Genomic DNA, 16,274 nt, shown 5'->3' on the forward strand with positions numbered 1-16,274 from the left:
GCCCCTGACGCTTCGATGAGGACGGTGCACCGTCGTGCCTGAGGCTCCTCCATCGATGGTCCCGTCGATCGCGCTCGTGATCCCCGTGCATGTGGGTGGCGACACGTTCCGGCGCTGTATGGCCGCTGTGGCCCGGCTGCGCCCGGCCCCGACCGAGGTCGTGGTGGTCGTCGATGGGCCGGACGTGGGCGAGAGCCGTGTGGCGCGCGCCTGCGGCGCCCGCGTGCTGTGGACGGGGGAGCGGGCCGGGCCGGCCGCTGCGCGCAACCTCGGTGTGTCGGCCACGTCCGCCGACGTCCTCTTCTTCATCGACGCGGACGTGCTGGTGCCCCAGAACGCGGTCGCCGTCGCCGCCGAGTACTTCGCGGCCCATCCCACGGTCCACGCCGCCATCGGCTCCTACGACGACGACCCGCCCGAGCGCAACCTCGCCTCGCAGTACAAGAACCTGCTGAACCACCACCGCCACCAGCGGGCACCCTTGGAGGGCCACACGTTCTGGGGGGCGTGCGGGATCATCCGCCGCGACAGCTTCGAGGCGCTCGGCGGCTTCCGCGAGGCCTACAGTCGCCCCAGCATCGAGGACACCGAGCTCGGCTACCGGCTGCGGGCTGCGGGCGGTCAGATCCACGTCCTGGCACACCTGCAGGTGGGCCACATGAAGCGGTGGCAGTGGGGTGCGCTGCTGCGCAGCGATGTCCGCGACCGCGCGCTGCCGTGGAGCGAGCTGATCCTGCTGAACCGGCATGTCGAGGCCGGCGTCGACGTCGCGGCGCGCGCCAAGGTCACCCTGACGGGCCTGTCGACCCTTGCGGCGCTCGCCGCGGTGGCCGCTCCCGCCGCCCCGGCCGCCGGGGCGGCGCTCGTGCTGCTGGTCGTCGCCGTGCTGCTCGACCGACCGCTCTGGCGCTTCCTGCGCGACCGCCGCGGTGCCGGCTTCGTGCTCAGGGTCATGCCGTGGCACGTCTTCTCCCACCTGTACAGCGGCGCGGCCTTCGGGCTCGGGGCCGTCCGGCATGTCGTGACCACGCGGCAGCGCCGGCGCGCGCGCCGTGAGGGCCGACCGCTGGCCGGCCACAGCGCAGCGCGCCTGCCGTCCGCCGATGTGCGCGTGCGGACGCCCACACCGCGCCCCTGACCTGTCCGAGCGGCCACCCCGGCGAGACAGTCGACCCCCCAACCGCGGGGCTCGACACGGCGGGTCTCCTGAGGGAAGGCACACGGATGCTCAAGGACACGACCTGGACCCGATCGATCGTTGGGGCAACGGCCGGCGTGACGCTGGCGCTGGCGCTGGCGGTGGCGGTGGCCGCAGGCGCCACCGCATCGCAGGATGACCGACCGGTGGCGTCAGGGGTCACCGTGGCCACACACGAGGCCACCGCGACGCTCGTGCAGGACGCGGGAGCGGACGTCCCGGTGGAGACCGATGCCGATGCCGTAGCAAGTGCGGAGGCGCCACCCGCGCCCGAGGCCACGGCGACGACCTCCGCGGACGCCGCCGGACGCCCCGAGGCGCCGGCGCCAGGCCCGACTGCGCCAGCACCCGCGGCCCCGCCGCCCGCTCCGCCCGTGCCCAGCCAGCCCGCTGCCTCGACACCACCCCCGGCGCCGGCGGCACCTGACGCGCCCGTGACCACCACCGCGGTGCCCCGCCAGCAACCGTCGGCCGCGGCGGTCCAGCAGGCGCTCGACGGCCTGGACGCCTACGTCGACTCGGTCTTCTCGCCCACCGCGGCGCAGGTCCAGGAAGCCGGTGATAAGGTGTGCACCGCGTTCGACGAGGGGCAGACGTTCGCCCAGGTGAAGGCGACGGCCAGCGAGCTGGTGGGCCGGGTGCCGCTGACCACCGTCCACGCCGGCGCCGACGACTACGTGGTCCGCACGGTGGTCGGGCTCTACTGCTCGGGGCACGCGCCGAAGCTGGTCTGAGGGGTCCCCTGACGCGCATGACCGTCGCAGCCTCGACCGGCGGATGGCAGCGGGCGGCCCTGGTCGGAGCGCTGCTGGCGCTGCTCACCGCGGCCTTCGTCGCTCTGCTGCCCGAACCGACCAACGGGCTGCAGTTCTTGGCCGTCCTGCTCGGCTTCATCGCCGGCGCCTACCTCGGGTTCGCGGTTGCGGACGGCACCACCCGGGCGCTGGTGGTGGAAGCTGCTGGCATCACCGTGTTCGTGAGCCTGGCCGCCGCGTCGCTCTGGTTCGTGAGCCCCGGGCTGCTCGCCGCGGGCTACGTCGCCCACGGGATCTGGGACGTGGCGCACCACCCGCGGGCGATCACCACCACAGTCGCGGGCTGGTACCCGCCCTTCTGCCTGGTCTACGACGTCCTCGTGGGCGTGTTCGTCCTGGCCTGGCTCGCGTAAGACCGCCGGCGGGTCGCCGGTCGTGCGCCCCGCCAGCGGTCCCTCAGTCGGCGAGTGTGCCCTCGGTCAGGGCCGTGAGCAGGCCACATCCGGACCCGGCGTCGGCGTGGGGGTGGGCGTCGGCGTGGGGGGGGGCGGTAGCGGCGGCAGCACGTCGGGCCCGGGGGCTCCTGGCGCTGCCTCACCACGTCATCTCCTCGCACCCCCGGTGGTCTGCGGGTTCGACCTGCAAGGTGGCGTGGTCGACGCCGTAGCGCTCGGCCAGCAGGTCGCGGGCACGGTCCAGGACCGCGTGGGCGTCGACGCCCACACCGATCATGAGATGCGCCGAGGCGACCTCCATGGCCGACGTCAGCGTCCACACGTGCACGTCGTGGACGTCCACGACGCCCTCGATGCGGGCGAGGTCCGCCTGCACCGCGGCCATCGACACGTCCGGTGGGGCCGCCTGGATGAGGATCCGCAGCGCTTGACCACCCAACCGCCACGCACGTGGCAGCACGAAGAGCGCGATGCCCGCGCCGATCAGGGGGTCGGCATAGGTCCACCCGGTGACCGCCACGACCACGGCCGCGACGATGACCCCGACGGAGCCGAGGGTGTCGGCCAGCACCTCCAGGTAGGCGCCCTGCACGTTCAGGCTCTCCTTGGCGCCCTCCCGCAGCAGCGCGAACGCCACCAGGTTGGCCGCCAGCCCGACGAGGGCGACGACGAGCATCGGCACGCCCATGACCTCCGGTGGCGCGGAGAACCGCTTGGTCGCCTCGTACAGCACGTACAGCGCGACGCCGACGAGCAGGACGGCGTTGGTCAAGGCGGCGAGGATCTCCAGCCGGTACACACCGAAGCTGTGCTGCGGGCGCAGCGTCACGCGCTGGCTCGCCTGGATGGCCGCCAACGCCATGGCCAGCCCGAGCACGTCGGTGGCCATGTGCCCGGCGTCGGCCAGCAGCGCCAGCGAGTTGGTGAGCAGCCCGCCGACGAGCTCCACGACGAAGAACGCGAGCGTGATGGCGAACGCCCACGCCAAGCGGCCGCGGTACCGTGCGCCGGCACTCAGTGCCGCCGCTGCACTCCCGTGCGCGTGACCGGGCTCGTGGTCGCGCATGAGCGCAGGGTACCCGTGGCCGGCTCCCGTGCTGCACGCTCGGAGCGGCGGCGGTCTGGCCCTGCCCTTTGGTTGGACCCCCCGTCGGGTCCTTGCCGGCCCGGGCCGGCGTCGGCTTGCCGGCACGGATCGGTGGGTATCGCAGAGGTATGAGTTCGGCGACTCCGACCGTCCCCGGGTATCTGGTGCTTGCCGCCGGGGACGCGGGCCGCACCGACGGGCAGGCCGTCCGACAGGTCCTGGAGGTGCTCGCGGCTGCCGCCCCGACCGAGCTGCGACAGACGGCCGATCACCAGGACCTGGAGACCGCCCTCGACGATCTGGGCGGCCGGCGCCTTGTGGTCGCCGGTGGTGACGGCTCCGTGCATCTGGTGGTCACCGCCTTGCTCGCACGGGGGCAGGCCGCATCGACCCCGGTCGGGTTGGTCCCGCTCGGCACCGGCAACGACCTTGCCCAGGGCGTCGGGCTGCCGCTTGATCCCCGGCAAGCCGCCAGCCGGGTGGTCGCCGGTCACGTGCGCGCCCTCGACGTCCTGCGAGACAGCGAGAACGTCGTGGTCAACGCGGCGCACGCCGGTTTCGGCGTGTTCGCGGCCCGGCACGCGCAGCGCTTGAAGCCGGTGCTCGGGGTGCTCGCGTACCGCCTGGGCGCGGTGTGGGCCGGGGCTGCTGGAGCGGGCGTTGCGGCCACCGTGGCGGTCGACGGCCGGACCGTCTGCGAGGACCAGTCCGTGCTGCTCGTCGCGGTCATGAACGGCTCGTCCATCGGCGGCGACACCCCGCTGTGCCCGCCGGCCGACCCCGCCGACGGCCTCCTGGACGTGCTCGTCGTCACGGATCGAAGCCGCGGGCAGCGGGCGGCGTTCGGCCTCGCGGTGTCCCGCGGCAGGCACATCGGCCTTCCCGGCGTCACCCACCGCCAGGGCCGCCAGGCCAGCGTCCGGCTGGCGCAGGACAGCTGGAACATCGACGGGGAGCTCACGGGTAGCGCAGCGGCGCGGGAGTGGCAGGTGCAGACCGCCGCGTGGCAGATCGTCGCCTGACGAGCATGTGCCAGGCGCCGCTGGAGCTAGGCGAAGCCACGCGGTAGGTCGTCTGCACCGCGTTGGGGGTCATCGACAGCTCGGTGACGCCGAGCGCGACGAAGGCCGCGGCGGCACGCGGTTCCGCGGCGGCCTCGCCGCACACACCGACCCAGGCCCCGTGCTCGGCGGCGGCGGCGCACACCGAGGCGACGAGGCGCAGCACGTCGGGGTCGAAGACGTCGGGGATGCCGGCGACGTCGGCGTTGAGGCGGTCGGCGGCGAAGAGATACTGCAGCAGGTCGTTCGTCCCGATGGACAGGAAGTCCACGCGGGCGGCAAGCCGACGGGCGGCCAGCGCCGCGGCCGGTAGCAGGCGGCCTGCTCGTCGACCGTCGGGGCGTCGGTCGAGTCCAGGAAGAGGAACTCGGTGCGCACCAAGCCGCTGCCCTGCGCGCCGGCGGTCCGCGCCCGGTCGAGTGCGCTGGGGTCGTTGACGTTGGCGGCCAGCTCGACGTGGACGCCGTCGGCGGTCTGGCCGGGCAGGTCACGCAGGTTGGTGAGCTGCTCGCGTCGTTCGGTCTCCGCGTCTGCCCGTGTGGCGTAGCGGATCCTGTCGGCGTCGTCTGGCTCCACGAGGATCTCGCCGCTGCTGCCGTCCACGGCCAGGAGGACCCCGGCGTGGATCTGGTCCAGGATCCCCGGGACGCCCACGCCCGCCGGGATGCCGAGGGGCCGCGCGAGGATCGCCGCGTGGCTGGTGGGTGACCCGGCCTGGCAGACGAGCCCGGCGACGAGATCCCGGGGCAGCTCGGCCGTATCCGACGGCGCGAGGTCGTGGGCGAGTGCGATGCAGCGCTCGGTGGGCACCGGGCGGGTCGCTCCGGTGAGGATGGTGACCACCCGGTCGGCGACGTCGTCGAGATCCGCCGCGCGGGCGGACAGGTACTCGTCGGCCGAGGCGGACAGCCCCGCGCATCCCGTGGCCGTGCACCAGGCTGGACGAGCGTGACGAGGTCCCGCTGCGTAGCAGGGCCGGCGTCGTCAGGCGACGTCCCCCGGGGCGCGGGTTGCGGCACCCGAGACGTGCGGCGAGGTGGGCAGGACCAGCGGCCCCTCCGGATAGCGGAAACGCTCCAGGCGGTGGATGGTGAAGCCCGCTCGGGTGAGGGCGCCCGTCGTGTCGCGGCAGGTGTGGCAGCCACCGCCGATGCGCGGCCAGATCGTGGCGTCAAGCGCACGCTGCACCCAGGGCAGCACGTAGCCGTGCTCGGCCCGCACGTGCTCGAGAAAGCGCAGCTGCCCACCCGGTCTTAGGACCCGCCGCAGCTCGGCAAGGGCCCCGTCCACGTCGGCCACCGAGCACAGGACCAGCGCAACGACCGCGCCGTCGAACACCCCGTCGCCGGCGGGCAGGCGCTCGGCCGTGCCGTCCACGACCTTGACGGGCACAGGGGCCTCCGCTGCGGCGTGCGTGGCCTGCGCCCGCAGGTAGGGCTCGGGCTCGACCGCCACGACCCGGGTCACCGCCGGCGGGTAGTGCGCGAAGGTGGCGCCCGAGCCCGCCCCCACCTCCACGACGGTGCCCGCCAGGTCCGCCAGCAAAGCCTGCCGTCGCTCGGCCATCCCGCCGCGTTCCATGGCCGGGCAGAGGCGGGCGTAGACCCGGGCGAACAGCGGGTTGCGGACCTTCTGCTGCGCCAATGCGCCGCCTCCTCGTCGGGGCTCGTTGCCCACGCTACCCGGCCGCGGCGTTATCGAAGGCCGCAACCGGCGCGGTCGGAGCCATTGATTTACATAATGTACCTTATCGGCGATAACAGGGGGACTGAGGAGGGTTACAACGTACAGAGAGGGTCGAGCGGGCCAGGAAAGGGATGCGCCGGACCAGGTCGAAACGTATGGGGATCGGCGGCTCCCCGAAGGTTGCCGACAGCCGCCGAGCCCTGGGAGTCCGGCGGTATCCAACGGTTGACACCGGCTCCCCGTCCCCATTTGGACGGCCGAGCGTGGGCCCTGCACGCCTCACCGAACGTGAGGAGGACACCTCCGCGCGATTGGGATCCGGCCGGTGACGCCTCAGTATGGTGGGTCGCCTCCGGGATCCGGCGAGCAACCCGGTAGGCTGACTGCATGCGCTTCGAACGGATCACGGTCAGGCCCGAACGGATGCGGGGGCTGCCCTGCATTCGCGATACGCGCGTGACCGTGAGCGCCGTTCTTGGCCAGCTCGCCGCCGGTAGGAGCTTCGACGACGTCTTGGCGGACTATCCCTACCTTGAGCGGCAAGACATTCTGGCTGCCCTTGAGTATGCCGCCGCTGCGGCGGAAGAGCGAGAGATTCCCCTCACCGCGGCGGGATGAGGTTCCTGGTCGATGCGAACCTGTCACCACGGGTTGCTGAACGACTCCGGGAGGCCGGGCACGATGCGCTGCACGTCATCGATGTCGGAATGGGAACCGCTGACGACGTGCCGATCCTGCGTCGGGCCGCTGAAGCTGGCGCGGTCATCGTGACAGCCGACGCGGACTTCGGAACGCTCCTTGCGCTCGGCGGCCATGCGCGCCCCTCGGTGGTCCTCCTGCGCTCGTCGGACCATCTCATCCCTCACGAGCAGGGCGACCTTGTGCTGCGCAGCCTCGAACACATCGGCGAGGAACTGGCCGCCGGAGCGGTCGCGAGCGTGACCCCCGAGCGCATACGAGTGCGGACGCTGCCAGTCGACGACGCATCAAATGCCGACGGCTGACCAACAAGCGCACTCATTGGAAAGACAACCGCGTGGTCAGTACGGTCCCGCTGCCGAAGGACCCTGTCCCAATGAGGGCCAATCCCGGCGAGACCGTGTTCGCGCCGCGGGGGTTGGGCCGCGCTCAGGGAAGCGTTGGTCCACTACCTCCCGTGAGGGAGTCTGGGTACGATCCAGATCCCCACGAATGGGAGATGAAGCGCATGTCTAGAGCCGTCGTTGCGTCCGCGCTTCTGGCCATCGTGTTCGGTGCCGCAGCCTGTGACGGTGGCGACAGCGTGACTTCGATCGAAGAAGAATCAGGCGACCTGGACTTGAGCCAACCGGTGTTTGACACCTGGGAAGAAGCTGTCATCGCAGAGGCGGAGCGACTCAACCCCGGACTGACCGACACGCGAGTCGATCGCGTCGAGATCAGTGCGCAAGACGAGCGTGTTCGCATCCAAGCCTCGGATGGGTACTGCCGCATTTTCGGCGGCAGGTTCCATCGGAGCCAGGGCTGGCAGGCCAACGACCTTGGAGCCTGCTGAGACCCTTGAGCTTGAGGCGTCCGGTGCCTTCGTGACTTCTAGGGCGAGCGAGCCGCCGATGCTTGCCTTGGCAACGGCGCTCGGGAGCTCCTCGGTGACGTTGGCCAGACTTGGATCCGCGGAGCGGGCGAGGTCGCCCAGCAACAGCAAGGTGGTTTCACTGTCGTCGGCGAGGAGGCGCAGGATCGTGCGCTCGAGGCGGGCAAGCCGTGTGTTGATGCGAGCCAACTCCTCAGGTCAGGGAGAAGGGTGGGGCTCCCGCGAAGCCTCATCCAGTATGAAGACGCGCGGGGCCGACGAGCCCGGGCGGTATCTGGCCACGCCACGTAGATCGGGTAGAAGGCCGCTCGCTCCGGCACCACGCCATGGTGCGCTATACCGATCGGCCGCCACGTGGTGGACGGCGTCTCGGCCACATGCGTGTTGCCTGTGGCGGGGCCAGCCGCCGTTGCCAGTTGATGGCCGTCGCCTAATCGGGCACTCTGCTCCGTGAGAGTTAAATCAAGTCGCCCAGCAGCCCGAGGAGGGACGTGACGTGCGACCGCGAGCGACGTGGCGTGACGTGCTCTGGCTCACCGCGGGTGCCTTGGTCGGTGGATGGTTTCTCTGGGACGCGGCCATCCTCCTGCTCACATCCATCGCAGAGCCGTCGCCTTTTGGAGCGCTGTTCGCGGTCGCGTGGGGCACGGTTGCCTTTCTCGTGACGGCCGGCGCGTGGCCCGCACCGTGTGGGGATGCCAGCTCTCGCACGATGAGCACGGGAACGGACATCGGCCCTGCCCGCGACACGAGCGCATCGACGACCATCACGCGGCGGAGTCGACCGTACTACAGGGTGGTCCGATGCTGGAACCACGCCACCGGCGCATGGCGGGGGCCGCCGCGATGGCGGCGCTCCTGGGGCTCGTGGCACTTGCCCGGCCGTGGGGCGGGGACGGCGAGGCGCACCGGGCCACCTGCGAGCAGTTCGACGCCCAACCGGGGATCCAGATGGTCATCTGCGATGACGGGGAGATGCGCATCGACCGACGTCATTCGCTACCCGGACCCGCGACCCCGCAGGTGGAGCGCCGAGTCCAGACTTGACCCAGCGCCCGGAACCGACGTGTACCGAGACCAAAGGGAGCAGATCGGTTTGAGGGTTCCCAGCGGCCTTGTGGTTGTGGACACCGCCGCACCGCAGTTTTCGTAGTACGATAAGTTCGATGGGTGGAGGTCCACGAGTCCGCTCGCAAGCATGGGGTCGCCGACGTCGACATCGCCCATGCGATCACTCACCACCTGTATGCCGGTGTTGCTGACGACGACCAAGGTCCACCCTGGCGTGTGCTCTACCTCGGCCCGGACCGTGCGGCCAACCTGTTGGAGGTGGTGGTCGTGGAACGAGACGATGGAAGCGAGCTGGCGATCCACGTGATGAGGATGCGAAGACGTTACGAAGCGCTGTTGCCGTTCGGTAGGGGGCGTCACCATGAGTGACTCGGGGCACGACACGTCCGGCGGCGTCAAGCTAACCGCGGAGCAACTCGACGCGTTGGTTGAGGAGGCCGAACGGGGTTACGACACCGACCGGCTGCGGAGTCGTTCCCGCCGCGGTCGCCCTCCATTGGATGCGCAAGCCGCCACCGTCTTCCACGTCCGCTTGCCCCCTGCGTTGCGACACGCGCTCGAGCAAGCCGCGGATGACGAGCAGACCACGCCGAGCCAGATCGTCCGGCAGGCGCTGGCCGACTATCTGGACGAGCGGCCGGCATAGTCAGCGACGCACGGAGCAAAGAACAACGGTGCAGTCCGCTCGGGGGGCAGACCACAGTTCCGCCGATATAGAACCAGCGTTCCCGGGTGGACGCCGAGCGTCTCGGAGGCGTGGGATATCCGACGGTCGGGCCGCCGTAGTCCAAAGCCCGGGGATCCCCGGCTCTACCACGGTTCGGCAACGTTCCGGGTGTCCCGAATACGGATACCGGGGCCCGGTGCTTGGCCACACGCACCGCATGGACCAACTGCTTGGGCTGGACCCCTTGCGCGGTCGACCGAAGATCCCTTATCGGCTCCCGCTGGAGCCCGCGGGCTCCCGTGGCTCCCGCGGGTCAGGCGGCAGTGGTCGGCTCGGGACGGGGCCGTCCTCGGAGCGCTTCGGTCACGAGGCCCGCCAACTCGCGCACCGTGTGGAGGTCTTCCCCTTGGGCGGTCTCTCGATCCGCGTCCTGCATGATGAGCCGGCTTTGCAAGGCGACCGCTGCACGCTGTTCGTCGCTGCGCGCGAGGCGCGCGATGTCGACGAGCATGCGCAGCAGCGCCTCCATCACCGCCGGCTCGGCCGCCCCGTAACGGCGGATCTGATCGCAGCTCAGGGAGATGTACTCGGCGAGACCGGGGCGCGGAAGCGCGATGCGCAGGATGCCGCCGTCGTCGATGCAGAGCAGGTGGCCAAGGTGACGCCGGGCGAGTTCGCTGAGTATGCCGGTCAGGCTGCCGATCGCCTCCACGGCGGTCGTCGGGTCGTTCACGCCCGGCGATAGGGCGCGCACGGCGATGTCGACGATCTGGCGGATGCCGTAGGCCACATCCTGTTGGTGGGTGCGCTCGAAGCCCAGGGTCACCGCGCGGTCAAGTCGCTGCGCGATCGGTTCCATGTCGTCGGGTGCCGGCGTCGGCGCAGGACACCAGACCCAGGCCAGGACCCCCCCTTCGACGATCACGTCACCGATGGCCGGCCGGATGCGCACGACGAGGTCGTGCTCCATGGCCCACCCCACGCAGCCCTCGAAGGCCGATGCCTGGAGGCGTCCCGTGCGCCGAGCGGGCACCTCGACAGCATCCGTGGGCACGGGTGGCAACGACCGCTCCGGATGGTCCGAGCGTGGCCCGTACACCGACGCGATGGTGCCCATCGTCGTGTGCACCGCCTCGCGCAGGATGTGCTCGACGCGGATCGTCGTCGTGATGTGATGGATGAAGTACACCAGCATCCCGAGGCTCATGAGCGTCAGCACGATGCCGACCGTGACGGCCAGCGAGGGCACGACGGTCTCGGCAGCGCCCTGGTCCCCGTCGCGGATCATCCGCAGGACCGCCACGGCGTAGGCGAACGTGGCGAGGAACACCGCGAGCACGAGCTGGTTGCCGCGGTCGCGCAGGAAGTTGCGCATGACCCGGGGCGAGTACTGGCCGGCGGCCATCTGCAGCGCGACCACTGTCAGCGAGAACAGGACACCGGTGGTCGTGATGATCGCGCCGGCCACGGTCGACAGCAGCTCCCGCGCGCCGCTCGCACCGCCGGTGAACAGCAGCGGCTGGAGTCTGTCGGCTGTCACCTCCACATGGGAGAGCCACGTGCCCGCGACGAGGGCACCCAGCACGGCGATGGCGGGTAGCAGCCACAGTGCCGACCGCAGGGTCTCGATGGACGCGCCGATCTTGGCTCGCACGGGGGAAGGGTAGTCGATCACCCGCGCCAACATGGCGGCCTCGAGTCGTCGGGCAGCCATCTGTCCAGCGCTTCTGACACGCCGCGGTCACCCGACTTCTCGAAATTAGGCAGACATAGAGCGCCCGAGTGGGGACGCTTGCCTTGGTGGACGGAGCACGAAATGGGGGTGCCCGGGCGTTCCGTGACTCGCGCGACTTCTCGCCGACAGAAAGCAGTCCACCATGTCGACCCACCACGCCGTTCCGATCCGCCGCACGCTCACCGTCTCGGTCGCAGCCGCCCTCGCCCTCGGCGTCGCGCTGCCGGCCACGGCGAACGCCACCGACGCCACGGTGGAGGTCACCGGCGGCTCCCTGTCGATCTCGGCGCCCCCAACGAGCTGTCGACGTGGAACGCCGTGCAGCCCAACACCCTGGACCTGGACGCCGGCGGCCGCGCGAGCGTCACCGTGACGATCACCGTGCCCAGCGACGCCGCACCAGGCGAGCGCTACGCCGTGGTGTGGGCCGAGGTCCGCTCCGACGCATCCGACAGCGGAGTCGAACAGGTCAACCGTGTCGGCATCCGCCAGTACCTGTCGGTCGGGCCGGGCGGGCCGCCCGCCGCGGACTTCACCGTCGACGCGCTGACCGCGCGGCGCTCCCCCGACGGGTCACCGCTGGTCCTGGCCACCGTGCGCAACACCGGCGGGCGTGCCCTGGACATGGCTGGCGAGCTCGAGCTGCTCGACGGTCCCGGGGGGCTGCGCGCCGGCCCCTTCCCCGCCAGCCTCGGCTCCACCCTGGCGATCGGCGACAGCGGGCAGGTGACCATCCCGCTCGACCAGCAGGTCCCCGACGGGCCGTGGGAGGCGGCGATCACCCTGCGCAGCGGCCTGCTCGAACGCAGCGCGCAGGCGACCCTCACGTTCCCGCGCGCCGGTTCAGCGACCCCCGTGTCGATCGCGCCACCGGAGGCCCGGTGGCCCTTGCTCGTGCTGGGCGGCCTGCTCATCCTCCTGTTGTTGGCCCTCGCCCTGTGGGCCATCACCCGGCGCCGCCGGCGCGCCACCCCGCCCGACCACGACCCCGCCGGGGAGCGCGAGCTGGTCGCGACGAGCGGGCCTGTGGCGCCTGACCCAGGGTCCGACACCCGAACAAACTCGCGGTCCTGACCCCTGGCGAGTGTCATTGAGCGGACGGTGCGGTGCCGTCGCTACCATCGCCCTCATGACACGACTCGACTCGCCGATCCCCCGCTTCCACCTCGCCGTACCGGTCCACGACCTGGCAGCCGCGCGCCGCTTCTACGGTGCGCTGCTCGGGCTGGCGCACGGCCGCAGCACCGACACCTGGGTGGACTGGGACATGCACGGCCACCAGGTGGTCACCCACCTCGCGCCCTTCGCGGCCGAGCCCGTGCACAGCCCGGTTGACGGGCACGACGTCCCGGTGCCGCACTTCGGCCTGATCCTCTCGATCCCGGCGTTCCACCAGCTGGCCGAGCGAGTGCGCGCAGGCGACGTCGAGTTCGTCATCGATCCCCATGTGCGGTTCGAAGGGCAGCCCGGCGAGCAGTGGACGATGTTCCTGCTCGACCCGTCCGGCAACGCCCTCGAGTTCAAGGCCTTCGCTGACGACTCCCAAGTCTTCGCGGTCTGACGCGGAGATCCGGGCCAGCCGGACGCTGCAATAGTCGCCGGCCCCTCGCCTGCACGTCCCCGCGAACCGTTTCCGCGCACGGCGGCCCGGGCATTGGGTAAGGGGTCGGAGACTCCTCCGGCCGGTCGCAACACAAGCCATCAACTGCTGGAGCTTCCCCCATGACTGTGCGCCCTCTGACGCCGACCCAGGCGAAAGGCGGCCTCCTGCACGTTCTCGTTGTCCTCTGCGCCACGCTCTGCGCCACGGCACTCGCCCTCGCGCTGCTGCCCGTGCCCGCCGAGGCGCAGGAGGATGGCGGGGTGACCCCGGCCCGCGTTCAAGGCGAAGACCGTTTCGACACGGCCGCGCGCATCGCCGGCCTCACCTTCGACCAGGCCCGCGTGGCGGTGGTCGTGACGGGGCGGGACTTCCCCGACGCGCTGGCCGGCTCGTTCGCGGCGGGCCGACTCAACGGCCCCGTCCTGCTCGTCGAGCCCGATCACGTGCCCGAGACGACCCGGGCCACCCTCGCCGACCTCGGCGTCGAGGTGGTGGTCATGCTCGGCGGCTCCGGCGCGATCGGGCAGGAGGTGCGCGACGCGCTGCAGGACGAGGGCTACGCGGTCGAGCGGATCAACGGGGAGAACCGCTACGAGACGGCGGTGGCGGTCGCTCGCCAGTACGGCGCCGATGCCGATGCGCTGCTCGATGGTGACCGCACCGCGATCCTCGCCACCGGCGAGGACTTCCCCGACGCCCTCAGCGCGGGCCCCGTCGCCGCGAGGGCGCAGCTGCCGCTGCTGCTCACCCCGCGGGGAGGCACCATGCCGGTCGTCACCGATGCGCTGGTCCGGCTCGGCATCGAGCGCATCGTCGTGGTCGGAGGCGACGCCGCGGTCAGCGACGCGGTCGTGCAGGCCTACCGCGACGCGGGGTACGCGGTCGAGCGTTGGGCCGGCCGGGGACGCACCGCCACGGCGGCGGACGTGGCCGACAACGCCGTCGCCCGCCTGGGCTTCTCCCCCGCGGCGGTCTTGCTCGCCCGGGGGGACGAGTTCCCCGATGCGTTGACCGCCAGCATGCACGGCGCCAAGCTCGCAGCCCCGATCGTGCTGGCCCGCACCCCGGGGACCCTGTCACAGTCCACCGCGGATTGGCTCGGAGGCTCCTGCCCCGGCGTCGGTGTGGTCCGTGCCCTGGGCGGGGGCGCGGCGATCGAGCCGGGCACCCTCGACGCCGCGGTGACGGTGGCCGAGCAGTGCCTGGGCGCGCAGGTGGAGATCGCCCGCTTCAGCACCCCCCTCCTGGGGGTCCCCGACCGCACCCACAACCTTCACCTGGCCGCCGACTACCTCGATGGCGATGTCATCGCCTCCGGCGCCACCTACTCCCTGAACCACGACGGCATCGGCCGGCGCACCCAAGCCCGGGGGTACCGCCTGGTCGAGAACGGGTGCATCGGCGCGGGCGGTGAAGCGGTCGACTGCGTCGGTGGCGGGGTCAGCCAGATGGGCACGACCTTCATGAACGTCGCCTGGTTCGCCGGCATCGACCTCGTCGAGTTCCGCCAGCACAGCCTGTACTTCTCGCGCTATCCGGTGTGCCACGAAGCCACGCTCAGCTGGGGATCCCTCGATGTGGTGGTGCACAACAACTCGCCCTACGCCATCACCATCGACACGTTCTACGACGAGGGCATCCTGGGCGTGCGCTTCCTGGGCCAGGAGTGGGCACAGGTCCAGTCCTTCGCCGAACCGCAGACCCCGCCGGGCTCCGGGTCGTTCACCTCCCAGTGCGGCCGGACGATCACCTATCCCGACGGCACCAGCGACAGCGAGTCCTACACGTGGACCTACGAGGGGGTGGGCTTCTGACGGAGTCGCCTGGCCCGGGCGCTCGGCGGGACGACCATGGCGAATCCGCTACTGGACCAGGACGCGGGGGCCGCACTCCTGGTGCCAGGCGGTGACGTCGGCGCCGGCGAGCTCCGCGCCCAGCAACGACAGCGCCGGGTCGAGCACCTCGTCGTACAACCCGCTCAGCAGGCCGTTCGACAGGGTCTTGATGTTGGCGACCGTGCCGGTGATCGCGCTGAGCAGCGTGCTCGACAGGGAGAGGCCGAGCAGCTGCTCGTAGACGTGGAGGTCGGCCAGCAGCGCGGACTTCGGGTCGCTCGAGAAGGCCATGTGCTGGGTGTTGTCCCAGTCGAACGGGCCCGTGAAGTCCAGGGCGGCCGTCTCGCTGGCGCCCACCGTCACGTCCGCCCGGCCGTACACGTCCGCCACGTTGCCGAGCAGGAGCGTCCGCAGCCCCACGAGCCTGACCGCCCCGGTGGGCACCGTGTCGTTGATGAGCTGGGTGTCGGTCGGGTTGGCGATCGCCAGGTTGACACCCTCGGTGTGGACGTCGGTGGTCAGCTGGCCGGGGTCACCGCAGCGGTTGGCGGTCAGCGCCGCGGTGCCCTCGGCCGCGCCGACGTACAGCGGTAGCTGCAGAGCGGCGTCCGCCAGCAGCGGACTGATCAGCGCCGAGGTGAGGTTCACCGAGTTGTTGACCGCGAGGCGCACCTGGGCGGAGTGGGCTTCGGTCACCCACTCGCCGCCGTCCATGCGGGCGGGACCGATGGCGATATCGGGCGCTTCGATGACCACCAGCCGCAGCGTCGAGCTCGCCAGGTCGCCGCCGGTCAGGGACGGCAGGAAGGACCCGACGTCGAGGGTGACGGCGTTGTTCTTGTTCGCCATCTGCGCGGCGGCCATCAGCATCGTCAGCGCGTTGACCTCCGCGTCGGCGGCAGCGTCGCCGGTCACGAAGCCGCTGGCGACCGTGAGGATCTCCCCGAGCACGAACCGGTTGTGCTGCGCCTGGTTGGTACCGAGGCTGGCGATGACGCCGAGCGCGTCCGCGGTCAACCCGATCGTGTCGGGGTTGGCGTCGGCGAACGCCTGGGCGAGGGTCTTGACGCTGACCTCGGTCGCGAGCAGCTCGTCGATCCCGCCGGCTCCCACGCCCAGGTGGGTCGCCAGGACCCCGATCGGCACGTCCAGGTCGGCGATGCCGTTGTAGTGCGCCGCGGTCAGGCCCAGGGACGTCCCGAGCAGCCCGGACAGCAGCGGGTCGATCAGGGCGCTCTTCTTCGAGTCGAGGGAGGCAAGCCCGGTGCCGATGGCGATGCCGGCGATGTTCTCGGTGCTGGCGACGGCGGTGACGCTGATCGGCCGGCCACCGGGCATGAAGGTGAACCCGACGGTGTCGGAGGCGACCACCCGCACGGCGTTGGCCGCCACCGTGCCCGCCGAGAAGGAGCCGGTCTCGGCGTCCCAGCGTCCCACGTGGGTGACCAGCGTGCGGTCCCCGTCGGGCACGAAGTCGTTGCTGGCGGCGCTGGCCAGCGCGAGCTGCTCCGCGCCCGCCTGGGTGTCGGCGAAGCCCCCGGCGAACAC

General features: G+C 71.3%; 19 protein-coding genes. 13 read left to right on the top strand and 6 right to left on the bottom strand.

Annotated elements, in window-relative coordinates:
* Window positions 1-55: 55 nt before the first annotated feature.
* From WD250_09495 to WD250_09505, 3 genes are all read left to right on the top strand, one after another.
* Window positions 56-1,138 (top strand): glycosyltransferase, encoded by a 1,083-nt coding sequence (locus WD250_09495; protein MEX2620442.1) that lies wholly within the window; start codon window positions 56-58, stop codon window positions 1,136-1,138.
* 86 nt (window positions 1,139-1,224) lie between these two features.
* Complete coding sequence (locus WD250_09500) at window positions 1,225-1,932, top strand: hypothetical protein (protein MEX2620443.1); 708 nt, start codon at window positions 1,225-1,227, stop codon at window positions 1,930-1,932.
* Between the two features lie 17 nt (window positions 1,933-1,949).
* Window positions 1,950-2,366, top strand: a complete 417-nt coding sequence (locus WD250_09505) for a DUF6010 family protein (GenBank protein MEX2620444.1) — start codon at window positions 1,950-1,952, stop codon at window positions 2,364-2,366.
* Window positions 2,367-2,547: 181 nt separating this feature from the next.
* Here the strand turns inward: WD250_09505 and WD250_09510 are convergent, their stop codons facing one another.
* Window positions 2,548-3,474 carry a cation diffusion facilitator family transporter gene (locus tag WD250_09510; protein ID MEX2620445.1) on the bottom strand — a complete coding sequence of 309 codons (927 nt, stop codon included), beginning with the start codon at window positions 3,472-3,474 and terminating at the stop codon, window positions 2,548-2,550.
* 149 nt (window positions 3,475-3,623) lie between these two features.
* Here WD250_09510 and WD250_09515 point away from each other — a divergent pair, with 149 nt between their 5' ends.
* Window positions 3,624-4,517 (top strand): diacylglycerol kinase family protein, encoded by an 894-nt coding sequence (locus WD250_09515; GenBank protein MEX2620446.1) that lies wholly within the window; start codon window positions 3,624-3,626, stop codon window positions 4,515-4,517.
* Here WD250_09515 and WD250_09520 read toward each other — a convergent pair.
* The gene (locus tag WD250_09520; protein MEX2620447.1) at window positions 4,453-4,827 is read right to left on the bottom strand and encodes a putative PEP-binding protein; all 375 of its coding nucleotides are present in this window, start codon (window positions 4,825-4,827) and stop codon (window positions 4,453-4,455) included. The genes WD250_09515 and WD250_09520 overlap by 65 nt on opposite strands.
* A 185-nt stretch (window positions 4,828-5,012) precedes the next feature.
* On the opposite strand from WD250_09520, the gene WD250_09525 reads away from it, so the two are divergent.
* The gene (locus tag WD250_09525) at window positions 5,013-5,264 is read left to right on the top strand and encodes a hypothetical protein (GenBank protein ID MEX2620448.1); all 252 of its coding nucleotides are present in this window, start codon (window positions 5,013-5,015) and stop codon (window positions 5,262-5,264) included.
* A gap of 276 nt (window positions 5,265-5,540) precedes the next feature.
* On the opposite strand, the gene WD250_09530 is transcribed toward WD250_09525, so the two are convergent.
* A complete protein-coding gene (locus WD250_09530) occupies window positions 5,541-6,200 on the bottom strand; it encodes a class I SAM-dependent methyltransferase (GenBank protein ID MEX2620449.1) in 660 nt (219 codons plus the stop codon).
* Window positions 6,201-6,629: 429 nt separating this feature from the next.
* Here WD250_09530 and WD250_09535 point away from each other — a divergent pair, with 429 nt between their 5' ends.
* Together WD250_09535 and WD250_09540 are read left to right on the top strand one after the other, a co-directional pair.
* Window positions 6,630-6,860, top strand: coding sequence for a DUF433 domain-containing protein (locus WD250_09535; protein MEX2620450.1), 231 nt, complete (start codon window positions 6,630-6,632; stop codon window positions 6,858-6,860).
* A complete protein-coding gene (locus WD250_09540) occupies window positions 6,857-7,246 on the top strand; it encodes a DUF5615 family PIN-like protein (GenBank protein MEX2620451.1) in 390 nt (129 codons plus the stop codon). Before WD250_09535 ends, WD250_09540 begins: the two co-directional genes overlap by 4 nt.
* A 299-nt stretch (window positions 7,247-7,545) precedes the next feature.
* Here WD250_09540 and WD250_09545 read toward each other — a convergent pair whose 3' ends face one another.
* Window positions 7,546-8,004: a hypothetical protein gene (locus tag WD250_09545; protein MEX2620452.1), complete on the bottom strand. Its 459-nt coding sequence runs from the start codon at window positions 8,002-8,004 to the stop codon at window positions 7,546-7,548.
* Between the two features lie 615 nt (window positions 8,005-8,619).
* Here WD250_09545 and WD250_09550 point away from each other — a divergent pair.
* The 3 genes from WD250_09550 (at window position 8,620) to WD250_09560 (ending at window position 9,532) form a co-directional block, all read left to right on the top strand.
* A complete protein-coding gene (locus WD250_09550) occupies window positions 8,620-8,862 on the top strand; it encodes a hypothetical protein (GenBank protein MEX2620453.1) in 243 nt (80 codons plus the stop codon).
* A gap of 123 nt (window positions 8,863-8,985) precedes the next feature.
* Window positions 8,986-9,255 carry a hypothetical protein gene (locus WD250_09555; GenBank protein ID MEX2620454.1) on the top strand — a complete coding sequence of 90 codons (270 nt, stop codon included), beginning with the start codon at window positions 8,986-8,988 and terminating at the stop codon, window positions 9,253-9,255.
* On the top strand, window positions 9,248-9,532 hold the full coding sequence (locus WD250_09560; GenBank protein MEX2620455.1) for a ribbon-helix-helix protein, CopG family: 285 nt from the start codon (window positions 9,248-9,250) through the stop codon (window positions 9,530-9,532). Before WD250_09555 ends, WD250_09560 begins: the two co-directional genes overlap by 8 nt.
* A gap of 334 nt (window positions 9,533-9,866) precedes the next feature.
* Here the strand turns inward: WD250_09560 and WD250_09565 are convergent, their stop codons facing one another.
* Window positions 9,867-11,267, bottom strand: coding sequence for a DUF2254 domain-containing protein (locus WD250_09565; GenBank protein ID MEX2620456.1), 1,401 nt, complete (start codon window positions 11,265-11,267; stop codon window positions 9,867-9,869).
* Window positions 11,268-11,606: 339 nt separating this feature from the next.
* Between WD250_09565 and WD250_09570 the strand changes: the two genes are divergently transcribed.
* From WD250_09570 to WD250_09580, 3 genes are all read left to right on the top strand, one after another.
* Window positions 11,607-12,362: a hypothetical protein gene (locus WD250_09570; GenBank protein MEX2620457.1), complete on the top strand. Its 756-nt coding sequence runs from the start codon at window positions 11,607-11,609 to the stop codon at window positions 12,360-12,362.
* 55 nt (window positions 12,363-12,417) lie between these two features.
* Complete coding sequence (locus tag WD250_09575; protein MEX2620458.1) at window positions 12,418-12,849, top strand: VOC family protein; 432 nt, start codon at window positions 12,418-12,420, stop codon at window positions 12,847-12,849.
* A gap of 161 nt (window positions 12,850-13,010) precedes the next feature.
* Window positions 13,011-14,705, top strand: a complete 1,695-nt coding sequence (locus WD250_09580; GenBank protein MEX2620459.1) for a cell wall-binding repeat-containing protein — start codon at window positions 13,011-13,013, stop codon at window positions 14,703-14,705.
* 48 nt (window positions 14,706-14,753) lie between these two features.
* Here WD250_09580 and WD250_09585 read toward each other — a convergent pair.
* On the bottom strand, window positions 14,754-16,274 hold a 1,521-nt coding region (locus tag WD250_09585; GenBank protein MEX2620460.1), incomplete at its 5' end, for a TadG family pilus assembly protein.

It is taken from the genome of Egibacteraceae bacterium, from assembly GCA_040905805.1.
In the GTDB taxonomy this organism is placed as follows: Bacteria; Actinomycetota; Nitriliruptoria; order Euzebyales; family Egibacteraceae; genus DATLGH01.